Annotated in this window: 19 protein-coding genes; 10 read left to right on the top strand and 9 right to left on the bottom strand. The window is 67.4% G+C overall.

Translation table 11 applies throughout. The features are described 5' to 3' along the window. The first annotated feature begins 658 nt into the window (after window positions 1-658). Entirely contained in the window at window positions 659-1,672 is a 1,014-nt protein-coding gene (locus IEY70_RS15205) for a transposase (RefSeq protein WP_268243918.1), read from the top strand. A 94-nt stretch (window positions 1,673-1,766) separates the two neighbouring features. Here IEY70_RS15205 and IEY70_RS15210 read toward each other — a convergent pair whose 3' ends face one another. Both IEY70_RS15210 and IEY70_RS15215 read right to left on the bottom strand, forming a co-directional pair. Further along, window positions 1,767-2,951, bottom strand: coding sequence for a S8 family serine peptidase (locus tag IEY70_RS15210; RefSeq protein ID WP_229777969.1), 1,185 nt, complete (start codon window positions 2,949-2,951; stop codon window positions 1,767-1,769). 335 nt (window positions 2,952-3,286) lie between these two features. Next, a complete protein-coding gene (locus IEY70_RS15215) occupies window positions 3,287-3,619 on the bottom strand; it encodes an HNH endonuclease (protein ID WP_189065890.1) in 333 nt (110 codons plus the stop codon). Between the two features lie 49 nt (window positions 3,620-3,668). Here IEY70_RS15215 and IEY70_RS15220 point away from each other — a divergent pair, with 49 nt between their 5' ends. Continuing rightward, a complete protein-coding gene (locus IEY70_RS15220; RefSeq protein ID WP_189065891.1) occupies window positions 3,669-3,890 on the top strand; it encodes a hypothetical protein in 222 nt (73 codons plus the stop codon). On the opposite strand, the gene IEY70_RS15225 is transcribed toward IEY70_RS15220, so the two are convergent. Together IEY70_RS15225 and acnA are read right to left on the bottom strand one after the other, a co-directional pair. Next, entirely contained in the window at window positions 3,872-4,630 is a 759-nt protein-coding gene (locus IEY70_RS15225; RefSeq protein ID WP_189065892.1) for a TIR domain-containing protein, read from the bottom strand. The two genes, IEY70_RS15220 and IEY70_RS15225, sit on opposite strands and share 19 nt — an antisense overlap. A gap of 58 nt (window positions 4,631-4,688) precedes the next feature. After that, window positions 4,689-7,400 carry an aconitate hydratase AcnA gene (acnA, locus tag IEY70_RS15230; RefSeq protein WP_189065893.1) on the bottom strand — a complete coding sequence of 904 codons (2,712 nt, stop codon included), beginning with the start codon at window positions 7,398-7,400 and terminating at the stop codon, window positions 4,689-4,691. Between the two features lie 198 nt (window positions 7,401-7,598). On the opposite strand from acnA, the gene IEY70_RS15235 reads away from it, so the two are divergent. The 3 genes from IEY70_RS15235 to IEY70_RS15245 all read left to right on the top strand — a co-directional run bounded on the left by IEY70_RS15235 (window position 7,599) and on the right by IEY70_RS15245 (window position 9,853). Next, window positions 7,599-8,456, top strand: a complete 858-nt coding sequence (locus tag IEY70_RS15235) for a hypothetical protein (protein ID WP_189065894.1) — start codon at window positions 7,599-7,601, stop codon at window positions 8,454-8,456. 170 nt (window positions 8,457-8,626) lie between these two features. Next, complete coding sequence (locus IEY70_RS15240) at window positions 8,627-9,409, top strand: DinB family protein (protein ID WP_189065895.1); 783 nt, start codon at window positions 8,627-8,629, stop codon at window positions 9,407-9,409. Window positions 9,410-9,460: 51 nt separating this feature from the next. Next, window positions 9,461-9,853: a hypothetical protein gene (locus IEY70_RS15245; protein ID WP_189065896.1), complete on the top strand. Its 393-nt coding sequence runs from the start codon at window positions 9,461-9,463 to the stop codon at window positions 9,851-9,853. Window positions 9,854-9,869: 16 nt separating this feature from the next. Here IEY70_RS15245 and IEY70_RS15250 read toward each other — a convergent pair whose 3' ends face one another. Further along, the gene (locus IEY70_RS15250; RefSeq protein WP_160975755.1) at window positions 9,870-10,148 is read right to left on the bottom strand and encodes a helix-turn-helix transcriptional regulator; all 279 of its coding nucleotides are present in this window, start codon (window positions 10,146-10,148) and stop codon (window positions 9,870-9,872) included. Between the two features lie 71 nt (window positions 10,149-10,219). Here IEY70_RS15250 and IEY70_RS15255 point away from each other — a divergent pair, with 71 nt between their 5' ends. The 5 genes from IEY70_RS15255 (at window position 10,220) to IEY70_RS15275 (ending at window position 15,267) form a co-directional block, all read left to right on the top strand. Further along, window positions 10,220-11,698 (top strand): NADP-dependent isocitrate dehydrogenase, encoded by a 1,479-nt coding sequence (locus tag IEY70_RS15255; protein WP_189065897.1) that lies wholly within the window; start codon window positions 10,220-10,222, stop codon window positions 11,696-11,698. Window positions 11,699-11,908: 210 nt separating this feature from the next. Further along, the gene (locus IEY70_RS15260; RefSeq protein WP_229777970.1) at window positions 11,909-13,840 is read left to right on the top strand and encodes a heavy metal translocating P-type ATPase; all 1,932 of its coding nucleotides are present in this window, start codon (window positions 11,909-11,911) and stop codon (window positions 13,838-13,840) included. A gap of 154 nt (window positions 13,841-13,994) precedes the next feature. Continuing rightward, window positions 13,995-14,450, top strand: a complete 456-nt coding sequence (locus IEY70_RS15265; RefSeq protein WP_189065898.1) for a heme-binding domain-containing protein — start codon at window positions 13,995-13,997, stop codon at window positions 14,448-14,450. A gap of 198 nt (window positions 14,451-14,648) precedes the next feature. After that, window positions 14,649-14,858 (top strand): hypothetical protein, encoded by a 210-nt coding sequence (locus IEY70_RS15270; protein ID WP_189065899.1) that lies wholly within the window; start codon window positions 14,649-14,651, stop codon window positions 14,856-14,858. Window positions 14,859-14,937: 79 nt separating this feature from the next. After that, the gene (locus IEY70_RS15275) at window positions 14,938-15,267 is read left to right on the top strand and encodes a hypothetical protein (protein WP_189065900.1); all 330 of its coding nucleotides are present in this window, start codon (window positions 14,938-14,940) and stop codon (window positions 15,265-15,267) included. A 214-nt stretch (window positions 15,268-15,481) separates the two neighbouring features. On the opposite strand, the gene IEY70_RS15280 is transcribed toward IEY70_RS15275, so the two are convergent. The 4 genes from IEY70_RS15280 to IEY70_RS15295 all read right to left on the bottom strand — a co-directional run bounded on the left by IEY70_RS15280 (window position 15,482) and on the right by IEY70_RS15295 (window position 18,969). Then, the gene (locus tag IEY70_RS15280; protein WP_189065901.1) at window positions 15,482-16,555 is read right to left on the bottom strand and encodes a type III polyketide synthase; all 1,074 of its coding nucleotides are present in this window, start codon (window positions 16,553-16,555) and stop codon (window positions 15,482-15,484) included. A 173-nt stretch (window positions 16,556-16,728) separates the two neighbouring features. Beyond that, a complete protein-coding gene (locus IEY70_RS15285; RefSeq protein WP_189065902.1) occupies window positions 16,729-17,625 on the bottom strand; it encodes an aldo/keto reductase in 897 nt (298 codons plus the stop codon). 81 nt (window positions 17,626-17,706) lie between these two features. Further along, complete coding sequence (locus IEY70_RS15290; RefSeq protein ID WP_189065938.1) at window positions 17,707-18,510, bottom strand: nitroreductase family protein; 804 nt, start codon at window positions 18,508-18,510, stop codon at window positions 17,707-17,709. A 126-nt stretch (window positions 18,511-18,636) separates the two neighbouring features. Further along, window positions 18,637-18,969 carry a hypothetical protein gene (locus tag IEY70_RS15295; RefSeq protein ID WP_189065903.1) on the bottom strand — a complete coding sequence of 111 codons (333 nt, stop codon included), beginning with the start codon at window positions 18,967-18,969 and terminating at the stop codon, window positions 18,637-18,639. Window positions 18,970-19,022: the final 53 nt, after the last annotated feature.

Here is a 19,022-nt window from a genome sequence, read left to right on the forward strand (position 1 = left end):
TCTTCCGAAATCTCAATGCGCCGATGGGAACGGGCCATGCCCAAGTCTACTTCTTTGGTGCGTTGTACTTAATTACAGACTCTCAGGCTTGCGCAGGTTGCATAGATCTACTGGGAGATGGGACCCAGCTGACTCGCCTGATCACCTCTACTTACTGCAGTTTAGGACTGCTCAAACTTCACTGCAATGTATATTGATCAAGACAATTATGCATCGTGTTCATCGCAGAACTACTGCACTCAAATCCACAGTAGTCCGGAAGGTTTTTTTGACAAATAAGAGGGGAGTCGTTCTCGTGAATGTATGCGCACTCAACGGACGACTCCCGACCAGATTCTAACCGCTGCACTCCACCGTGCGGGCCTTCGCCGAACCCAGCAAGCGTACCTTCGCCTCCTCCTCACCCTATGGTTGGTCATCCCAGGTAGGCACACCTTCACCAACCTGGCCCGCTACGCACCGACCCCTGAGCGCACCCACCGTTCCTGGGCGCAAAAACCAGTTCCCTGGACACAACTCAACAGTGCAATGGTCTTGCAGGCGCAAGACCAGCAGATCCTCATACGGATTCCGTTTATTTCGTTAACAACCCGGAACAGCACCGGGTTGCCAACTCCACGTCCGGAACCCGTTTCTCTCCTTCTCGCATCCGCTCGGATTGAACGGCTTTATAAGCCATTCAATCGGAGTCCGTATCAGTCACACGGGCATCCTGGGGGTCGATGCCGTGTTCATCCCAAAACACGGTCAGCACACCCCCGAACTTGCCTCGTACTGGTGCGGCACGCAGGGTCGATCCGTGCGGGGTCTGGAAGGCACCTGCGTGACCTGGATCGATCCGGTCACACATCAGCCCATTCCGCTCTCCATCACGCAGACCCCAGCGGCCGTACCGGATGGGGAGACCCGGGTGGACTTCTATGCCACGGTCACGCTGAACACCATCACTCAACTTCCCGACACCCTGCGGTCGCAGCTCCAGGCGATCGTCGCGGACGCGTACTACACCAAGCTGAAGTTCGTTTCACGCGTGGTGGACGAAGGGCAACTGCCCTTCGTCGGCAAGATGCGCCGGGATGCCAATCTCAAGCATCTGTTCACCGGACCCCGCACGGGGAAGCCGGGCCGACCCAGGCTGTATGACGGCAAAGTCAGTCTGCGTGACTTCACGCGCTGGGAAGCGTTGCCGTGGGCGGACGAATGCATGGTGTACACGGTGGTCGCGTACTCGGTCAGCCTGAAACGGCCGGTTCGCGTGGTGGCGGTGGTCCGGCCCGGGGCAGGTTGGCCGCGGGTGGAGGTGCTGTTCAGCACCTCCACAACCATGACGGCAGCGACCATCATCAGGCTCTACCGGGCGCGCTTCTCGATGGAGTTCCCGTTCCGCGACGGGAAGCAATTTGCCGGGCTGAGCGAGTGTCAGTCCAGGCAACTGGAGTCCCTGCACTTCCACTGGAACATGGCTTTGCTGGCAGTGTCGGCAGCACGGCTGAGTCAGTTGCAAGACCAGCGGGCCTGCCCGCTGGTGTTCAGCATGGAGGATGAGAAACGCCGCGCCTACAACGAGTTTTTCGTGGGGCGGATTTTGAGCATCTTGGCCGTGGAGCCCCCGGATGAGAATTGCTGGAAATTGATCGACGAGGTGCTGACCCTCGGTGTCAAGGCGGCCTGAAACCTTCCGGACTACTGATCCAGATCGCCTACATAAATTCAGCTGATGCTCCGAGGGGCGCGCTGCACTGGTCGCAGCGCGTCCCTTTCTGCCCTCAGCGGGTGGCGGCGCGGATGGCGGCGTTTGCGTCCAGCAGGGGTTGCCCGGCGGCGGAGTTGACGCTGCCCAGCAGACGGGCTTTCGTGTCGGCGGCGCTCAGGGCGGGGTTCGCGGCGCGCATCAGGGCGGCCACGCCGCTGACGAGGGGCGCGGCGAAACTGGTTCCTGCGCCCAGGGTGTACGTGCCGCCGGGCGCGAGGATCAGCATCTGCGCGGCGTTCGTGGCTCCGGTGCAGTTACCGGCGCCGCCGGGCGCGACGATGTTCAGCGGTCGGGGCCGCGCGGCGCTGGGGCGGGCGCTGTAGCAGGCGAGTTGCCCGTCGTTCTGCGCGACCGCACCCACGGCGATCACGTCCGGGTGACTGGCCGGGTAGTACACGCCGTCCCCGGCGGTGTTCCCGGCGGCGGCGACCAGCACGGCGCTCTTCGCGGCGTTCGTGAGGGCCTGGGCCAGCACGGCGTCTCCGGGGTCGCCGGGCAGTCCGAGGCTCATGTTGATGACCTTCGCGCCCTGCCGGACCGATTCGTTCAGGCCGCGCGCGAGGTCGCTGGTGCTGCCGCCCGCCGCGCCCAGCACCTCCACGGCCAGCAGCGGGCCGCTCCAGGAGACGCCCGCCACGCCCCGTCCGTTGTTCGTGGCGGCGCCCACCAGTCCGGCTGAGGCGGTGCCGTGCCCGGTACTGGTGTCGGACCCGCCCGACTCGGGGCTGAGGAACGACGCGCTGGCAGCCACGCGGCCCGTCAGGTCCGGGTGACCCGCCTCGACTTTCGAGTCGAGGATGGCGGTCTTCGCGGCGACTGGCGTCTTGCCGCAGCCTTGCAGGAACGTCCAGGCCTGCGGGGCGCGTACGCGCGTCAGGTACGACTGCGTGAACGATCCCACGCCAGCGACAGGGACGCCCGCGTTCCCCGGCACTCCCGGATCGTTCGGGGTGGCCAGCGGCGCGTACAGGAAGTCCGGCTGGACACGCAATCCGGCCCGCTGCAACGTCACGGCGAACGCACGGTCATCCGTTCCTGCGGGCGTGAAGGCCAGACGCACGCCGTCCGTGACTGCCTGCGTCACCACGCCGGACAGGGTCGTCACGGACTGCGCCGCCAGGGAATCCGCGCCCAGCAGCAGCACCCGTCCCGGCACGTGCGGCGCACTCCAGTCCGGCGCGCCCACACTGGCCGTCATACCCGCCGCGCCGCCCTGGATTCCCTGAATGCTGACTCCCTCTGCGCCGATCGACTGCGTGCAGATCGGCCCTGGCGTCGGCGCAGGAGCAGGCGGAGTGGGCGCCGGTGGAACGGGTGCCGGTGGAGTGGGCGCCGGGGACGGTGCTGGCACCGGCGTGGGCGGGATCGTACCACCACCCCCTCCTCCGCAGGCCGACAGCAGCAGCGAGGCGCTCAGGGCAAACAGCAGGGGCACAGGCAGACGCATACTCCAGCGTATAAACCCCTCCCCTGACGTGGGTCTGAACGACCTCCATCAACCCTGAACGTCACCCCGGCCACGGCACCGTCGGGTCAGTGAACGCGCACACCCTTCGTCAGCGGCTGCTTCTGCACCCACTTCACGAACTTCTGCACCTCATCACGCGCCAGAATCGCCTCCACGGTATTCAACTCGTTCGCCAGTTGCGCGTTACTGAACGTCTTGCTCAGGAAGCCCTGGCAGGCCGCGCACATCTTCACGGTGGGAATCTCGCCCAGTTTCACACCCTGCCGCCGCCCCTGCGACTTCGGCACGAGGTGATGATCCGTCATGTCCCCCTCGCGCCCGCACAGCACGCACACGTCCAGCGGTACCGTGCGCGTATCCTCGACCCAGCTCGCCTGCTCCCGATCCTTACGACCCATATCCGCACACCATAGCGCGGGCAGAACACTCGACCCGTACACTGAACGCATGACCAGTTCGCCCCTGAAGAAACTCAGCGAGGCCGAATACCTGAGCAGCGAACCGCTCAGCCCCCACCGCCGGGAGTACGTGGACGGCTTCGTGTACACCCTCCCCGCCGACACCCCTACCGCGCAGGCCGGAGCGACCAGCCGACACGGCACGGTCGCCACGAACCTCGTCGCCGATCAAAATTCTGATTTATTATTGCCTTATTCCGTCTTTCCGTAAATGGCTTCAATTTCATCCCGCAAATCAGCAAATGCTGAACGCACTCTATTCTTAGGATAAGGGATGTAAACTAAGCCGGATACATTTGAGGGTATAGATACGCCGTCTTCGTGCAAAAGACATACACGACCGCGTCCATATTTAGCCTGGAACCAGCCAAGTTCGTGCATTACGTTTTCTCTGACCCTGACACTACCATCCTCGCCATTATCATCCCCGCTCATAACAATAACAGCATATCCACAATTTTTTGACTCCTGCTCCAATTTTTCAATAATTGTTCTTCCCAGACTTGCCGCCTGAGACAGTTCTACTGTTGGAATTTTTATTGTCTGTTCAATATATCTCTGAACTTCCATCCATTCAGGATTTCTGCCATGAGTGATAAATATCCTTCTCTCTGGGGCTTGTTTAAAAAATACCGATGAGTCGATCTTCACAGACTGCAAATCTCTAATCGCCTCTTCCAATAATGTTTTTGCACCCAGCTTTCCATTCAGGAAAGTTTTACTACGAATAGCTCCATAATCAGTACCTGCCACCATTGACCTCGGTGAAAATTTCCAGCTTATTCCAATAAATCTCTCGTATTGCCAGGATTGACTCCCGAAAGTTGATTGTAAAAATTGAGCCACTCTAGATTGCCATACTTGAAAATTCATATCCTCAGGCGACGAAAGTTGATCTATGGCCGTGATATAACTCCTCGCCGTTTCGATCTTTTCGGTCCGCTCAATCATAAAAAAATACTATCACCCCGCCCAACCAAGGACGGGGTGAATAGGAAGGCTTCGTTGATTAGGCTTTGACTTCGTTGCTCTTGGCGAGGATGCCGCGGAGGACGGTCTGGAGGATGCCGCCGTTCTTGTAGTAGTCGATTTCGACGGGGGTGTCGATGCGGCACTGGACGGTGATGGTGCGGGTGCTGCCGTCCTTGGCGGTGATCTTCACGTCGACGTCCTGGCGGGGTTTGAGGTCGCCGGGGAGGATCACGTCGAAGGTCTCGTCGCCGTTGATGCCCAGGCTCTCGGCGGTCTCACCGTTCTTGTACTGGAGGGGCAGGACGCCCATGCCGACCAGGTTGCTGCGGTGGATGCGCTCGAAGCTCTCGGCGATGACGGCCTTCACGCCGAGCAGGAAGGTGCCCTTGGCGGCCCAGTCGCGGCTGCTGCCCATGCCGTAGTCCTTACCGGCGAAGATGACGAGGGGGATGTTGCTGGCCTTGTAGTTGACGCTGGCGTCGTAGATGGAGCTGACCTGCCCGGTGGTGTAGTCAGTGGTGAAGCCGCCTTCGGTGCCGGGGGCGAGCTGGTTCTTGAGGCGGATGTTGGCGAACGTGCCGCGCGTCATGATGCGGTCGTTGCCGCGGCGGCTGCCGTAGGAGTTGAAGTCCTTGGGGAGGATGCCGCGTTCCGTGAGGAACTTCCCGGCGGGCGTGTCGCTCTTGAAGCTGCCGGCGGGGCTGATGTGGTCGGTGGTGACGGAGTCGCCGACTTTCACCAGGGCGCGGGCGCCTTCGATGGACACGATGTCGCTGGGGCCGCCGGCGAGGTTGTCGAAGAAGGGGGGGTTCTGGATGTAGGTGCTGTCTTCCTTCCAGTCGTACAGCGCGCCTTCGGCGACGGGGATGGCGTTCCAGTCCTGGTTGCTCTTCTCGATGCCGTCGTAGACCTTGCGGAACATGTCGGCGTTGATGGCGCTGTCCATGACGGTCTGGATTTCGGCGGCGGTGGGCCATACGTCGCGCAGGTAGACGGGCTGGCCGTCCTTGCCGGTGCCGATGGGGTCGTTGACGATGTCGTTCACGACGGTCCCGGCCAGGGCGTACGCGACGACCAGGGGCGGGCTGGCGAGGTAGTTCGCCTTGATGTGGGGGTTGACGCGGCCTTCGAAGTTGCGGTTGCCGCTCAGCACGCTGGCGACGACGAGGTCACCTTCGTTGATGGCGTCCACGGTGGGTTCGGGCAGGGGGCCGCTGTTGCCGATGCAGGTCATGCAGCCGTAACCGACGGTGTTGAAGCCGATCTGGTCGAGGTACGTCTGGAGGCCTGCGGCTTCGAGGTACTCGGTGACCACGCGGCTGCCGGGGGCGAGGCTGGTCTTGACCCAGGGTTTGCTGTCCAGTCCCAGTTCGACGGCCTTCTTGGCGACCAGACCGGCGGCGATCAGGACGCTGGGGTTGCTGGTGTTGGTGCAGGAGGTGATGCTGGCCAGCGTGACGGCGCCGTGTCCGATCTTGATGTCGGTGCCGGTGATGGTGCCCTGCGCGTCCAGTTTATCGGCGGGCAGTTCGAAGCCGCGGGCCTTGACGGGCGCGGTGAGGGCCTCGTTGAACACGGTGTGCATACCGGTCAGGTCCACCCGGTCCTGGGGACGCTTGGGGCCCGCGAGGCTGGGGACGATGGTGCCCAGGTCGAGTTCGATGGTGTCGGTGAAGACGGGATCGACGGTCTCGTCGGTGCGGTACATGCCCTGGGCCTTGTAGTACGCCTCGACCAGTTCGATCTCGGTTTCCAGGCGGCCGGTGCGGCGCAGGTAGCGCAGCGCCTCGTCGTCCACGGGGAAGAAGCCCATGGTGGCGCCGTACTCGGGGGCCATGTTGGCGATGGTGGCGCGGTCGGGGAGGGTCATGTTGCTCAGGCCCGCGCCGTAGAACTCGACGAACTTGCCGACCACACCCTTGGCGCGCAGCATCTCGGTGACGCGCAGCGCGAGGTCGGTGGCGGTCGCACCTTCGGGCATGGCGCCCGTGATCTTGAAGCCGATGACTTCGGGCATCAGCATGTAGATGGGCTGGCCGAGCATGACGGCCTCGGCCTCGATGCCGCCGACGCCCCAGCCGACGATGCCCAGGCCGTTGATCATGGTGGTATGAGAATCCGTGCCGACGAGGCTATCGGGGTACACGACGACGCCGTCGTCTTCGGGGCGGCTCTGGACGCCCTTGGCGAGGTACTCCAGGTTGACCTGGTGCACGATGCCCGAGGCGGGGGGCACGACGCCGAAGTTGTCGAAGGCCTGCTGGCCCCAGCGGAGGAACTCGTAGCGTTCGCGGTTGCGTTCGAATTCGAGGGCCATGTTGTTGGCGAGGGCGAAGTCGGTGCCGAACTCGTCGACCTGCACGGAGTGGTCGATGACGAGGTCCACGGGGATCAGCGGGTTGATCTTGCTGGGGTCGCCGCCGAGTTTGACCATGGCGGAGCGCATGGCGGCGAGGTCCACGACGGCGGGCACGCCGGTGAAGTCCTGGAGGATCACGCGGGCGGGCTTGAAGGGAATCTCGACTTCCTCGTTGACGGGTTTCCACCCGGCGACGGTGGCGACGTCCTCGCGGCGCACGTCGTAGTCGTTGGCTTCGCGCAGCACGCTTTCGAGCAGCACCTTGATGCTGACCGGCAGGCGGCTGATGTCATGGCCCTGCTCCTGGAGTTTGTTGAGGTTGTAGTAGTAGAGTTTCTGGCCGCTTTGCGTGGTGAGCGTGTCGCGTGCGCCGAACAGGTTCATCGCCATGTGTGTTCCTCCTTGCCCGTTTCCGGGCGGTACTTCCATCATACGGGAAGGGTGTCTGAGTGGGCGTTACCGGGGCAGGCACGCACGGGCACAGAGCCGTTACCCCCACAGGGACAACAGCTTGCGCGGAGAGGCGTCCGGGCCAGGACGGCTCTGGTATCGTTCACGGGCATTCTCCCCCCAGCGAGGTTCACCTGCATGAGCGACCCCACCCCACCCACCCAGCTTCAACCGCACCAGCGCGCCCGCCTCTCTTCGCTGGAACAGACCGTCCGCGACGGCCTGCGTGACTTCCGCCGCACCGGGCAGGCCCTGTCCGAAATCCGCGACAACGAATTCTTCCTCGCCACGCACGACTCCTTCGAGGCGTACCTGCAAGACCGCTGGGGCTTCACCGCCCCGCAGGCCGGACGCCTGATCGACGCGGCCGACGTGGCAAAAGTGCTGGAACCGCTGGGCATCCAGCCGAAGAACGAGGCGCAGGCCCGCTCGTACCGCGCCGCCGCGAAGGTCATCGAGGAACTCGAACCCGAGCAGCAGCGCGTCATCGCCCGCCTCGTGGAGGCCGCCGCGCCCGACACCCAGCCCGGAGCGGAGGTCGAGGCGGACGGCGAGACCGACCTGCCCTGGGACGTGCCCGCCGCCGAGGTCCGCATCATGGCCAGCGTCGTGAAGAAGATGCAGCCCGACGCGCTCGTGCACCACCCGGACAGCGGCGACGAGGTGCCCTTCGATACCCTGACGAACCCCGAACGCTTCGAGGTCATCCGCACGCACGTGGACCAGAAAACCCAGGCGTACCGTGAGAAGCAGGAGGCGAAAGCGAACGCCCCGCAGGCCGAGAAGATCAACTGGGCCGACTGGGTGCTGAACACCGCCGCGCAGAACCTCGGGCACGGGCAGCGGCTGGAGATCACCGTGGAACCCGACGGGAGCGGCGCCGCCCGCGCCGTCGCCCGCATCGTGGACGGGGGCACCGGCGAGGTCCTCTCTGCCGGAGCCGGGGCGGTCACGCTGAAGAAAGCCGTGCTGAACCTCGCCGCCGAACTGAAGTAATCATACGGACTCCGGTTGAATGGCTTGCAAAGCCGTTCAATCCGAGCGGAGCGAGTAAGAGCAGAACGGGTTCCGGACGTGTAGTTGACAGATCGGTGGCGTTCCGATCTGTCAACGAAACAAACGGAATTCGTATAACGCCGCGCGGAGGCGGCCCGTATGCTGCGGGCATGCCTTCCACCCTGCTGTCCGACCAGCCCGGTTTCACGCCCATGATCGCCCGACTGATCGGGATGATGACGTACACGCGCGAGACGACCCTGGAGGCCGTGCAGGGCTGGACGCCGGAGGAACTGGACCTGATTCCGGACGGGCACGCGAACAGCGCCGGGATGCTGCTGGCGCACATGGCGGCCGTGGAGCGCATCTACCAACTGATCAGCGACGGGCACCCGGACCCGGACGGCGCGCTGGAAGCCCACCACTGGCCGGGCCTGAACCTCGGGCAGCAGGGCCGCGCGGAGATCCGGGGGCGGCCCCTGCGGCACTACCTGGAGGAACTGGCCCGCGTGCGCGCCGGAACGCTGGAGTTGCTGGGGGCGCGGGACGACGCGTGGCTGGACGAGCCGCTGCCGCTGTGGGGCGGCACGGGAAACCGGCATTTCATGTGGTTCCACGTGTTCGAGGACGAGATCAACCACCGTGGGCAGCTGCGCCTGCTGCGTCGGCACCAGCCGGGTCACCAGGGGCTGGGTACGACCGGCGCGTGGCTGGAACCGCTGCGGGACGGGCTCGGCGTGCGCTGCCGCATGGTGCATGAGGGCAGTCCGGCCGAACAGGCAGGCCTGCGCGGCGGGGATGAGATCGTCGCCATCGACGGGGTGGACGTGCAGGGCGCCTACTTTCACGAGTTGCGCCTGGGAGCCGCGCCGGGTGTGAGCAGCACGTTCACGGTCCGGCGCGGTGACAGCACGCAGGACCTGACCGTGACGCGGGTGGCGCGGCCCGGCTGAGTTTCCCCATGTGCGGACGTCCAACGGGGCGTTCCGGCCTACACTCCTGTCATGTGGCGCAATCTCCTGATCACTCTGGGCGTGTTGTTCACCCTGTTCTACGGTGGGGTGACGCTGGCGTTCATGTCGCTGTTCGGGGCTGTCGTGGCGACCGATTACCCGTATCTGGCGATCCCCTTCTGGCTGCTGGCACTGACGTTGCTGGTCGGGTGCGCCGTCTGTATGGGTGAGGCGGTGTTGCTTGGCTGGGGCGCGCGGCCCCTGAATTCGGGTCGCGTGACCGGGTGGTTCCTGCGACTGATGGCCGAGGCGGGCAATGAGCGGCAGACCGTCGCTGGGCAGCTGGGCTTCGTACGGGCGATTGTGCAGCCGGTTGCGCTGCCCCTGGTCGTGCTGGTGATGCTGGAGATGCAGGCAGAGGCGCAGGAGCAGAAGCGGTCGTGAGGGTGGGCACCACTGCCTAGCGGAGCAGGTCGAGGAGTTCGCCGACGGTGTGGTGCGCTTCGAGGGGGTGGCGCAGGGGGGTGCTGGGTTGGAGGTGGTAGGTGTTGCGGCGGCCGTGTCGTTCGCGGGTCAGCACGCCGGCGTCTTCGAGGTCGCGGACGATGCGTTGTACGGCGCGTTCGGTGATGCCGACGCGGGTGGCGACTTCGCGGAGGGTGTCGCCGGGGTGCTGCTGGAGGCACAGCAGGACGTGGGTGTGGTTGGTGAGGAAGGTCCACGGGGCGGGCGTGGTCATGGGTGGGTTGACCTTAGCACACAAAATACGACATACTTTTCGCGTATTCGATTTCGCACTTTGGAGGAGTCATGACTCAAGCCACCCTGGACACCCCTGTCACCACGCCCCTCACCACCGTCGCCGTCGCCCACGGGGACGGTATCGGCCCGGAAATCATGGACGCCACCCTGCGCATCCTGGCTGCCGCCGGGGCGCGCATCCAGCCCGTCCCGATCCGCATCGGCGAGGCCGTGTACCGCGAGGGCCACACCAGTGGCTTCACGCCCGACACCTGGGACACCCTGCGCGCGGCGGGCGTGCTGCTCAAGGCTCCCATCACCACCCCGCAGGGCGGCGGGTACAAGAGCCTGAACGTCACGCTGCGCAAGACGCTGGGCCTGTACGCGAACGTCCGCCCCTGCCGCGCCTACGCGCCCTTCGTGCCGTCCACGCACGCCGGGACGGACGTGGTCATCATCCGCGAGAACGAGGAGGACCTGTACGCGGGCATCGAGCACCGCCAGACGCGCGAGGTCGTGCAGTGCCTGAAACTCGTCACGCGGGACGGCTGCGAGCGGATCGTGCGCTACGCCTTCGAGTACGCCCGCGCGCACGGGCGGCGCAAGGTGACGGCGCTGAGCAAGGACAACATCATGAAGCTCACGGACGGCCTGTTCCATCAGGTGTTCCGCGAGATCGGCGCCGAGTACCCGGACCTGGAGCAGGAGCACCAGATCATCGACATCGGCACGGCGCGGCTGGCGACCCGCCCCGAACGGTACGACGTGGTCGTGACCCTGAACCTGTACGGCGACATCATCAGCGACGTGGCCGCCGAGGTCACCGGCTCGGTGGGGCTGGCGGGCAGCGCGAACATCGGCCCGAGCTTCGCGCTGTTCGAGGCGATTCACGGCAGCGCGCCGGACATCGCCGGGCAGAACGTCGCGAACCCCGGCGGGCTGCTGCAGGCGGCGGTCATGATGCTGGGGCACCTGGGGCAGCACGACGTGGCAGTGCGGGTGCAGAACGCGTGGCTGCGCGCCCTGGAGGACGGCGTGCACACCGCCGACATCGCGGGAGAACACACCCGCGAGCGGGTCGGGACGCGCGAGTTCGCGGACGCCGTGATCGCCCGGCTGGGGCAGGAGCCGCAGGTGCTGCCCGCTGCGCGCCGGGGGCCGGGGCAACTGCCCGCGCCCGCGCCGCAGCCGGACCGCCGGGACGTGGTGAAGGCCCTGGTGGGCACGGACGTGTTCTTCGAGTGGGCCGAGGCGGACCGTGACCCAGCGGTGCTGGCGGCGCGGCTGGAGGCGCTGGTGACCGGGCGGCTGCGGCTGAACATGATCACGAACCGGGGCGTGAAGGTCTGGCCGGGCGGGCAGCCGGAGACGTTCCGCGCGGACCACTGGCGCTGCCGGTTCCTGGCGGACGGGGACGGGCCGGTGCGGCACGCGGACGTGGTGGCGCTGCTGACGGGTCTGCTGGGCAGCGGGCTGGATTTCATCAAGACCGAGCACCTGTACACCTTCGACGGCGTGCCGGGGTTCTCGATGGGGCAGGGGCAGTAACGGGCAGACCGTCAGCCGTGCCGTGAGGGCCGCCTTCTTCCCGCGTGGGAGGGGGCGGCCTTGGCCTGTTGCGGGGTGGGGTGTGGGATTGCCGAGCATTCCGGTGGGTGTTCTGCGTTGAGTTCGGGGGGCGGGGGGAGTAGAATCCTCTTATTGAGAATCCTTCCTATTAAGGAGGATCGTCCCTCTCCCCCACCCCGGAGGCATCCCGTGACCACCCAGACCCTCACCTCCCCGAGCGACCGGCCCGAGCCGCGCTTCACGATGTCGCCCGAGCTGCGCCGCGCCGTCACCCTCACCGCCCTGACCCTGGCTGGCCTGCTGACCGGCGCGGCCGGGGAATTCCTGCTTCACCTCCCGGCGCTGCAATGGGCCGGGTACGTCACGGCGTTCCTGGCGGGCGGCATTCCCGCCGGTCGCGAGGCGCTGCACTCGCTGTTCGCCGAGCGCAAGCTGGACGTGGACCTGCTGATGGTTCTCGCGGCCCTGGGCGCGGCGAGCATCGGGCAGGCGGCGGACGGCGCGATCCTGCTGTTTCTGTTCAGCCTGAGTAACACCCTGCAGGACTGGGCGATGGGCCGCACGTCCAGCGCCATCCAGGCCCTGATGAACCTGAACCCGGAAGGCGCGACCGTGCTGCGCGGCGGGCAGGAGAAGTGGTGCGAACTGGGCGACATCCGCATCGGGGACATTCTGGTCGTGCGGCCCGGCGAGCGCATCGCCGCCGACGCCCGCGTGACACGCGGCCAGACCAGCGTGGACGAGAGCCCCATCACGGGCGAGAGCGTCCCGGTGGACAAGGCGCCGGGCGCGGAACTCGCCTCCGGGACCGTCAACCTGAACGGCAGCGTGCAGGCGACCGTGATCCGCCCGGCGGGCGAGAGCACCCTGGCGCGGCTGGTGGGCCTGATGGAACAGGCGCAGACGCAGAAGAGCCGCACCGAGAGCCTCACCGAACGCTGGGAGAGCCCGTACGCGATGATCGTGCTGGCCCTCGTGCCCGCCGTGTACGCCCTGCTGCGCTTCGGGTTCGGCCTGAACGTGGACGACGCGTGGTACCGCGCCATGACCTTCATGGTGGTCGCCAGTCCCTGCGCGGTGGTGATCAGCACCCCGGCCGTGATGCTCTCGGCCATGGCCGCCGCCGCGCGTGGGGGCGTGCTGTTCAAGAGCAGCGCCGCGCTGGACGCCCTGGCCGACGTGCGCACCGTCGCCTTCGACAAGACCGGCACGCTGACCCAGGCGAAGATGACCCTCACGCGGGTCATGGCAGACGACGAGGGGGCCGCGCTGGCCCTGGCCGCCGGGCTTGAGGCCCACAGCGAGCACCCCATCGCGCAGGCCGTCGTGACCGCCGCCCAGGAACGAGGCGTGACCCCAGAGCACGTGCAGGACGCGCAGGCCATTCCCGGCCACGGCATCGAGGCGCGCGGCGCGGACGGCGCGGTCGTCTGGGCCGGAAACACCCGCCTCGCCGGGCGGAACGGCGCGACCCTGAACGCCGCGCAGCACACCGCCCTGACCGAACTGGGCCGCCAGGGCAGTTCCAGCGTGATCGTCGGACGCGGCCCGCAGGTGCTGGGCGTGATGGGCGTGGCCGACGCCCTGCGGCCCGGCGTCGCGCAGGCCCTGAGCGCGCTGCGCGGCAGCGGCATCACGCACCCCGTCATGCTGACCGGCGACCGCCAGGAGGTCGCGCAGACCGTCGCCGCCGAACTGGGCCTGACGGAATTCCGCGCCGAACTGCTGCCCGAGGACAAACTCCGCATCATCGGCGAACTGGGCGCGCAGCCGGGCGCCGGACGGGTCGCCATGGTTGGGGACGGCGTGAACGACGCGCCCGCCCTGGCCCGCGCCGACCTGGGCGTGGCGGTCGCCTCGGGCACCGACGTCGCCATCGAGAGTGCGGACGTGGTCCTCATGCAGAACGACCTCGGGCGGCTGGCGGGCGCGGTCAGGCTGGCCCGCGACGCGCGGCGCACCGTGATCACGAACCTGACCTTCGCGTTCGGGGTGATCCTGATCGTCGCGCCGCTGGCCGTGGCAGGCAAGGTGCCGCTGCCACTGGGCGTCCTGGCGCACGAGGGCGGCACGGTGTTCGTGGTGTTCATGGGCCTGCGCCTGCTGCGCCACCGGGTGTAGGCAGGAGGCGGGGCGCGGTGAACGGACTGACCAGCTGGACCGCCCCCTCTGGACCACCCCCGCTGGACCGCCCCTTAAGATTCCCGCAGGTCGAGGCACATCCCGGCGCGGCGCGCGACGCCCACGCTGAGCATCAGAATTCACCGGAGGCACCATGAGACTGAATCCCGCCCGCCGCCCCCTGCTGCCCCGCCTCCTGCTGGGCCTGCTGGCCCTGTTCGTGCTGATTCAGCTCGTGCCGTACGGCCGGGCGCACAGCAACCCGCCCGTGCAGGCCACGCCCACCTGGGACAGCCCGCAGACCGAGGCGCTGTTCACGCGCGCCTGCGCGGACTGCCACAGCCACGCGACCGCATGGCCCTGGTACAGCAACGTGGCGCCCGTCTCGTGGATGGTGCAGCGGCACGTGGACGAGGGCCGCAGCCGATTCAACGTGAACGTGCCGGGCTTCGGCGAGGACGCCCGCCGCGCCGGGCACGAGGTCGAGGACGGCAGCATGCCGGAACCCACCTACCCGCCCCTGCACCCGGACGCCCGCCTGACGGACACGGAACGCCAGCAGCTCGTCAGTGGCCTGAACGCCACCTTCGGCACGGCCACACGCCGCTGAACGCGCGAAGCGGATGAAGGCCGGGCGCGTGAACGCCCAACCCTGCATGAACGCCGCACTCGCCCCGACCGGCGGGCGTGGCGGTAGGGTGAACGGGCACACCAGTTTTCCGGCCAGCCCCGGCCATCCGTTCCGTTCGCGCCAGCCCACGCTGACCGGCACGGCCGACCGTTCCCACTTCGTACAGGAGGTTTCCCGATGAACGAGCGTGACACCAACCCCGCCAAGGATCACCCCGCGAAGGACCAGCGCAGCCCCCAGGGCGGCAGCAAGGACACCGACGACCTGAGCAGCGTCAAGGACGTGCAGAAGACCGGCATGCAGGAACACGCCAGGCAGGTCGACCAGACGCCGGACGACGTGACCGGCGCGAACGACGGTATGCAGCCCGGCATCCGCAACCACTGATACACAGGCACTGGCGCCACTGAGCACGCAGATTTGAGCCCGCGCAGGTACGCGCGGCGCACCCCCCCCGGAGGATCACATGGGAGAAGGCAGACCGAACAGCGAGGCGCACGCGAACGTTTCACAGGACACCATTAACGATCAGGCGCAGTGGAATACCGGCACGCCCAAGAACGCCGGGGACGCCGCCACCGAGGGCCAGTACACCGGCGCCAGCGACGCGAACGCGCAGGCCGGAGCGGGCACGTCACCGGCGCAGCAGGTGAGCAGCACCACCGACCCCCGCGCCGCCGACAATACTGGCCAGGACGCCAACCCCAGCACCTACGGCGGCATGAAGGACGGCCTGCCCGCCAGCGGCGCACCAACCAGCCCCGACAAGACCGTGGACGGGAACGAGGGCAGCTGATACGGACTCCGATTGAACGGCTTTATAAGCCATTCAATCCGAGCGGAGCGAGTAGGAGTTGAAGCGGGTTCCGGACGTGGAGTTGGCAGGGGCGGTGCTGTTCCGGGTTGTTAATGAAACAAACGGAATCCGTTTGACACGAACGCTCACAGGGGGGCCGGATCGCGGTGATCCGGCCTCCCCTTCTGTGTGAATGGCCCGGCGCCTCCGGGCGTTACGCGGGGAATTGCAGCAGGACGTGTTCGGCGCTGAAGCCGGGGCCCATGGCGCTCAGCAGGGCGCGGCCCCGTGGCGCGGCGCGCAGGACTTCGGCCAGCACGAACAGGACGGTCACGCTGCTCATGTTGCCGTACTGCCGCAGGACGCGGCGACTGCTGTCGAGCGCCCCGGCGGGCAGCGAGAGCGCTTCCTCGTAGGCGGCCAGGACCTTCACGCCGCCCGGATGCACCACGAACGTGCCCACGTCCTCGCGCGGCCAGCCGTGGGCGGTCAGGGCTTCCTCGACGTTGCCGCGCATCATGCTGCGCACCAGGGCAGGAATGTCGCGGCTGAACCGGACTTTCAGGCCGTCGTCGACCACGTCCCAGCCCATGATGTCCTCGCTGTTCTCGATCAGGGTGGAGTACGCGCCGTGCAGGTGCGCCAGCGCGGGCGGCCCCGGCACGTCCGGCGCGGTCAGTACCAGGGCCGCGCCGCCGTCGGCGAACAGGGCGGTGCCCACGAAGTTGCTGCTGGACTCGTCACCCTTGACCAGCGTCAGGCTGCACAGTTCCACCGCCACGAACAGCACCCGCCGGAAGCCCGCGCGGATCAGGTCGGCCGCGCGGGCCAGTCCGGCCGCGCCGCCCGCGCAGCCCAGGCCCCAGATGGGCATGCGGGCCGCGTGGCGGTTCAGGCCGAGTGCGCCGATCAGGTCGGCGTCCAGGCTGGGGGTGCTCAGGCCGCTGGTATTCACGACGATCACGGCGTCCACGTCCTGCGGGTCCACCTGTGCCTGGGCGAGGGCCTGCGCGGCCAGCCGCCGGGTCAGGGTGCGGGCCTCCTCGATGAACACGGCGTTCTTCTCCGCGAATCCGCGCGGACTGAGGTACCACTCCAGGGGCCGCGCCAGCGCCCGCGATTCGATCTGCGCGTTCCCGAACACGTCCAGCAGCGAGGGCCGGGCCGCCATGCGCGGAAACAACGTGCGGGCCGCCTCCTGCACCGCCGACTGCGGCGTGACGTGCGGAGGCGTGCCGGTCACCAGGGAACGGAGGGCCGGAAAGGCAGGAACGGACATACCGGGCATTCTGCCGTTCCGGCGCGCTCTGTGAACGTGCCGGGCCGCCCATGTGGCGCGGCGCGACCCTGGCCTGTGCTTCAGAAACGCTTCTTGAGGAACGCCCCGCGCGGCGGACGGTAGGTCACGTCACAACAACGCCGCCCCGCTCTCACAGGAGGGGGCGGCGCGTGCGGCGGCGTTCAGTCCTGTTTCGCCTGACTGGCCCATTCCTGCTTGCCGACCTCGTCGAGGGCGCGGAAGTCCTCGTCGGTGAGGGTCAGGGCGGCGGCGGCCACGTTCTCCTCGAGGTGCGCGACCTTGCCGGTACCGGGAATGGGCAGCATGACGGGGCTGCGGCGCAGCACCCACGCCAGCGCCACCTGCGACGGGCTGGCGTTCAGGCGGGCGGCCACGTCGGCCAGTACGCTGCCGTCGCGGGCGAGACTCCCGGCGGCCAGCGGGAACCACGGCATGAAGCCGATGTTCTCGCGTTCGCAGTAGTCCAGTACGTCCTCGCTCTTGCGGTTCACGAGGTTGTACAGGTTCTGCACGGTCGCCACGGGGAACACGCGGCGGGCCGCCTCGATCTCCTCGACGGTCACCTCGGACAGGCCGGCGTGACGGATGACGCCCTCGTCCATCAGTTCGCGGATCGCGCCGAACTGCTCGTCGCGGGGCACCTTCGGGTCGATGCGGTGCAGTTGCCACAGGTCGATGACGTCCACGCCCAGGCGGCGGCGGGACAGGTGCGCCTGCTGCTTGAGGTACTCGGGGCGGCCCACGGGCGGCCAGACGTTCGGGCCGGTGCGGGTCAGGCCGCCCTTCGTGGCGACGATCACGCTGTCGTAGGGGTGCAGGGCCTCGCGGATCAGTTCCTCACTGACGGCCGGGCCGTAACTGTCGGCCGTGTCGATGAGGTTCACGCCGAGTTCCGGCAGGCGGCGCAGGGTGGCCAGCGCGCCCTCACGGTCGGTCGGGTCGCCCCAGACGCCGTCGCCCGTGACGCGCATCGCGCCGAAGCCCAGGCGGTTGACGCTGATGTCCCCGCCGATCCTGAAGGTGCCGCTCTGCGCGGCGTTGGGTGTGGTGTCGGTCATGGTGTTGCCCTCCAAGGGCGCATTCTGCGCCGAGTCCCCGGACGCCGCGTGGCAGTTACGCTAATGGAACGTGAAGGCCCGCTACGGTGCTGCCTGTCCCGCCGACGGCTCCTGCCCGGCGTGGTCGTCCTCGGGCACGTCGCAGGTGTCGCGGGACACGAACTGCGACAGGCGTTTGCGGTGGCGGCTGCTCCAGTCGATGCTGGGGCGCGCCTGCTCGGGCGGCAGGTACCCCAGGCGGTACACGGCCATCAGTTCCAGCTCCGGCGGCACGCGCAGCAGTTCCCCGATGGCCTGCCACTGCCGGGGGATCTCCATGGGCGTACTGACGAACTGAATGCCCATGCCCAGCGCGCCCACGGCGTTCCAGATGTTCTCGACGGCGGCGCCCAGCCCGAACACGCTGTAGAAGCCGCTGAGTTCGCCGGGGCGGTACTCCTCCCTGTCCAGCAGCGCGGCCAGCAGCAGCGGACTGCCTGCCACGAGGCGGCGGTTGTCCTCGCCGAGTTTTTTCGGCACGCCGAGTTGCCGCATGAGTTTCAGGCCCGCGTCACTGAAGATCTGGCGCGTGAAGGGCCGCAGCGGGCCGGGCAGGTGGTCGATGTGAATGCCGTCGCGCCGCTCGTTCATCTCGGCCTCGCTGAACCGGAAGTACCGGCGGTAGCGTTCGAAGAACACCCCGGCCTCGATCAGTTCGGTCATGCTCTCGCCGCTGATCTGCGCGATGCGGGCGATGGTGTCGGGGTTCTCGATCAGCACGAAGCGCCACGGCTGAGAGTTGAAGTGACTGGGCGCGGCCTGCGCGGCGCGCATCAGGACGTGCTGGTGTTCGCGGCTGACCGGGTCCGGGCGGAACGGGCCGTTGGTGGTGCGGCGGCCGAGCATCCCGCGGATCAGCGCGGCGTCCGGCGCGGCCATGCGGTGCAGGGCCGCCTGCACGGCACTCTCGGGGGTGGAATCGGCAGAACTCATGCCGGTCAGCTTAGAACACCCAGCCTCAACGGTCCGGCTTCAGCGTCCCGGTGCGCCCCATGCGATCAGCGTGCCGGTCAGGAACGCGGCGGCGCAGGCCAGCGCCCGCTGCCAGTGATCAGCGCGGCCGGGGCGGGTGCGGGGCATGCTCAGCAGCAGGATCAGGGCGGGCAGCAGCGCCCAGGCGGCCGCGCCCGCCCGCCACGCCAGCCCCGCGCTGACGGTCAGGGCCGCGCACACCAGGAAGAACAGGACGTGATGGGGGGCGCGGCCCACGCCTGCCCACCAGCGGCGTTGCAGGGACAGGCCCAGGGTCAGCAGGGCGGCCAGCAGCGTGCCGGTCAGCAGCAGCAGAACCTGATGGGCGGCCATACCCGGCCACCATAGCGGGTGCGCGGGCGTGACGGGACAGGCAGATGCCCCCC

Source organism: Deinococcus seoulensis, from assembly GCF_014648115.1.
Taxonomy (GTDB): domain Bacteria; phylum Deinococcota; class Deinococci; order Deinococcales; family Deinococcaceae; genus Deinococcus; species Deinococcus seoulensis.

Bases quoted from the DNA above. Each gene is read 5' to 3' on its own strand.
- IEY70_RS15270 (WP_189065899.1), top strand. From the start codon at position 14,649: ATGAACGAGCGTGACACCAACCCCGCCAAGGATCACCCCGCGAAGGAC.
- acnA (WP_189065893.1), bottom strand. From the start codon at position 7,400: ATGGCGATGAACCTGTTCGGCGCACGCGACACGCTCACCACGCAAAGC.
- IEY70_RS15225 (WP_189065892.1), bottom strand. From the start codon at position 4,630: ATGATTGAGCGGACCGAAAAGATCGAAACGGCGAGGAGTTATATCACG.
- IEY70_RS15240 (WP_189065895.1), top strand. From the start codon at position 8,627: ATGCCTTCCACCCTGCTGTCCGACCAGCCCGGTTTCACGCCCATGATC.
- IEY70_RS15210 (WP_229777969.1), bottom strand. From the start codon at position 2,951: ATGACGGCCAGTGTGGGCGCGCCGGACTGGAGTGCGCCGCACGTGCCG.
- IEY70_RS15255 (WP_189065897.1), top strand. From the start codon at position 10,220: ATGACTCAAGCCACCCTGGACACCCCTGTCACCACGCCCCTCACCACC.
- IEY70_RS15250 (WP_160975755.1), bottom strand. From the start codon at position 10,148: ATGACCACGCCCGCCCCGTGGACCTTCCTCACCAACCACACCCACGTC.
- IEY70_RS15285 (WP_189065902.1), bottom strand. From the start codon at position 17,625: ATGACCGACACCACACCCAACGCCGCGCAGAGCGGCACCTTCAGGATC.
- IEY70_RS15215 (WP_189065890.1), bottom strand. From the start codon at position 3,619: ATGGGTCGTAAGGATCGGGAGCAGGCGAGCTGGGTCGAGGATACGCGC.
- IEY70_RS15265 (WP_189065898.1), top strand. From the start codon at position 13,995: ATGAGACTGAATCCCGCCCGCCGCCCCCTGCTGCCCCGCCTCCTGCTG.
- IEY70_RS15280 (WP_189065901.1), bottom strand. From the start codon at position 16,555: ATGCCCGGTATGTCCGTTCCTGCCTTTCCGGCCCTCCGTTCCCTGGTG.
- IEY70_RS15220 (WP_189065891.1), top strand. From the start codon at position 3,669: ATGACCAGTTCGCCCCTGAAGAAACTCAGCGAGGCCGAATACCTGAGC.
- IEY70_RS15290 (WP_189065938.1), bottom strand. From the start codon at position 18,510: ATGCTCGGCCGCCGCACCACCAACGGCCCGTTCCGCCCGGACCCGGTC.
- IEY70_RS15295 (WP_189065903.1), bottom strand. From the start codon at position 18,969: ATGGCCGCCCATCAGGTTCTGCTGCTGCTGACCGGCACGCTGCTGGCC.
- IEY70_RS15245 (WP_189065896.1), top strand. From the start codon at position 9,461: ATGTGGCGCAATCTCCTGATCACTCTGGGCGTGTTGTTCACCCTGTTC.
- IEY70_RS15275 (WP_189065900.1), top strand. From the start codon at position 14,938: ATGGGAGAAGGCAGACCGAACAGCGAGGCGCACGCGAACGTTTCACAG.
- IEY70_RS15235 (WP_189065894.1), top strand. From the start codon at position 7,599: ATGAGCGACCCCACCCCACCCACCCAGCTTCAACCGCACCAGCGCGCC.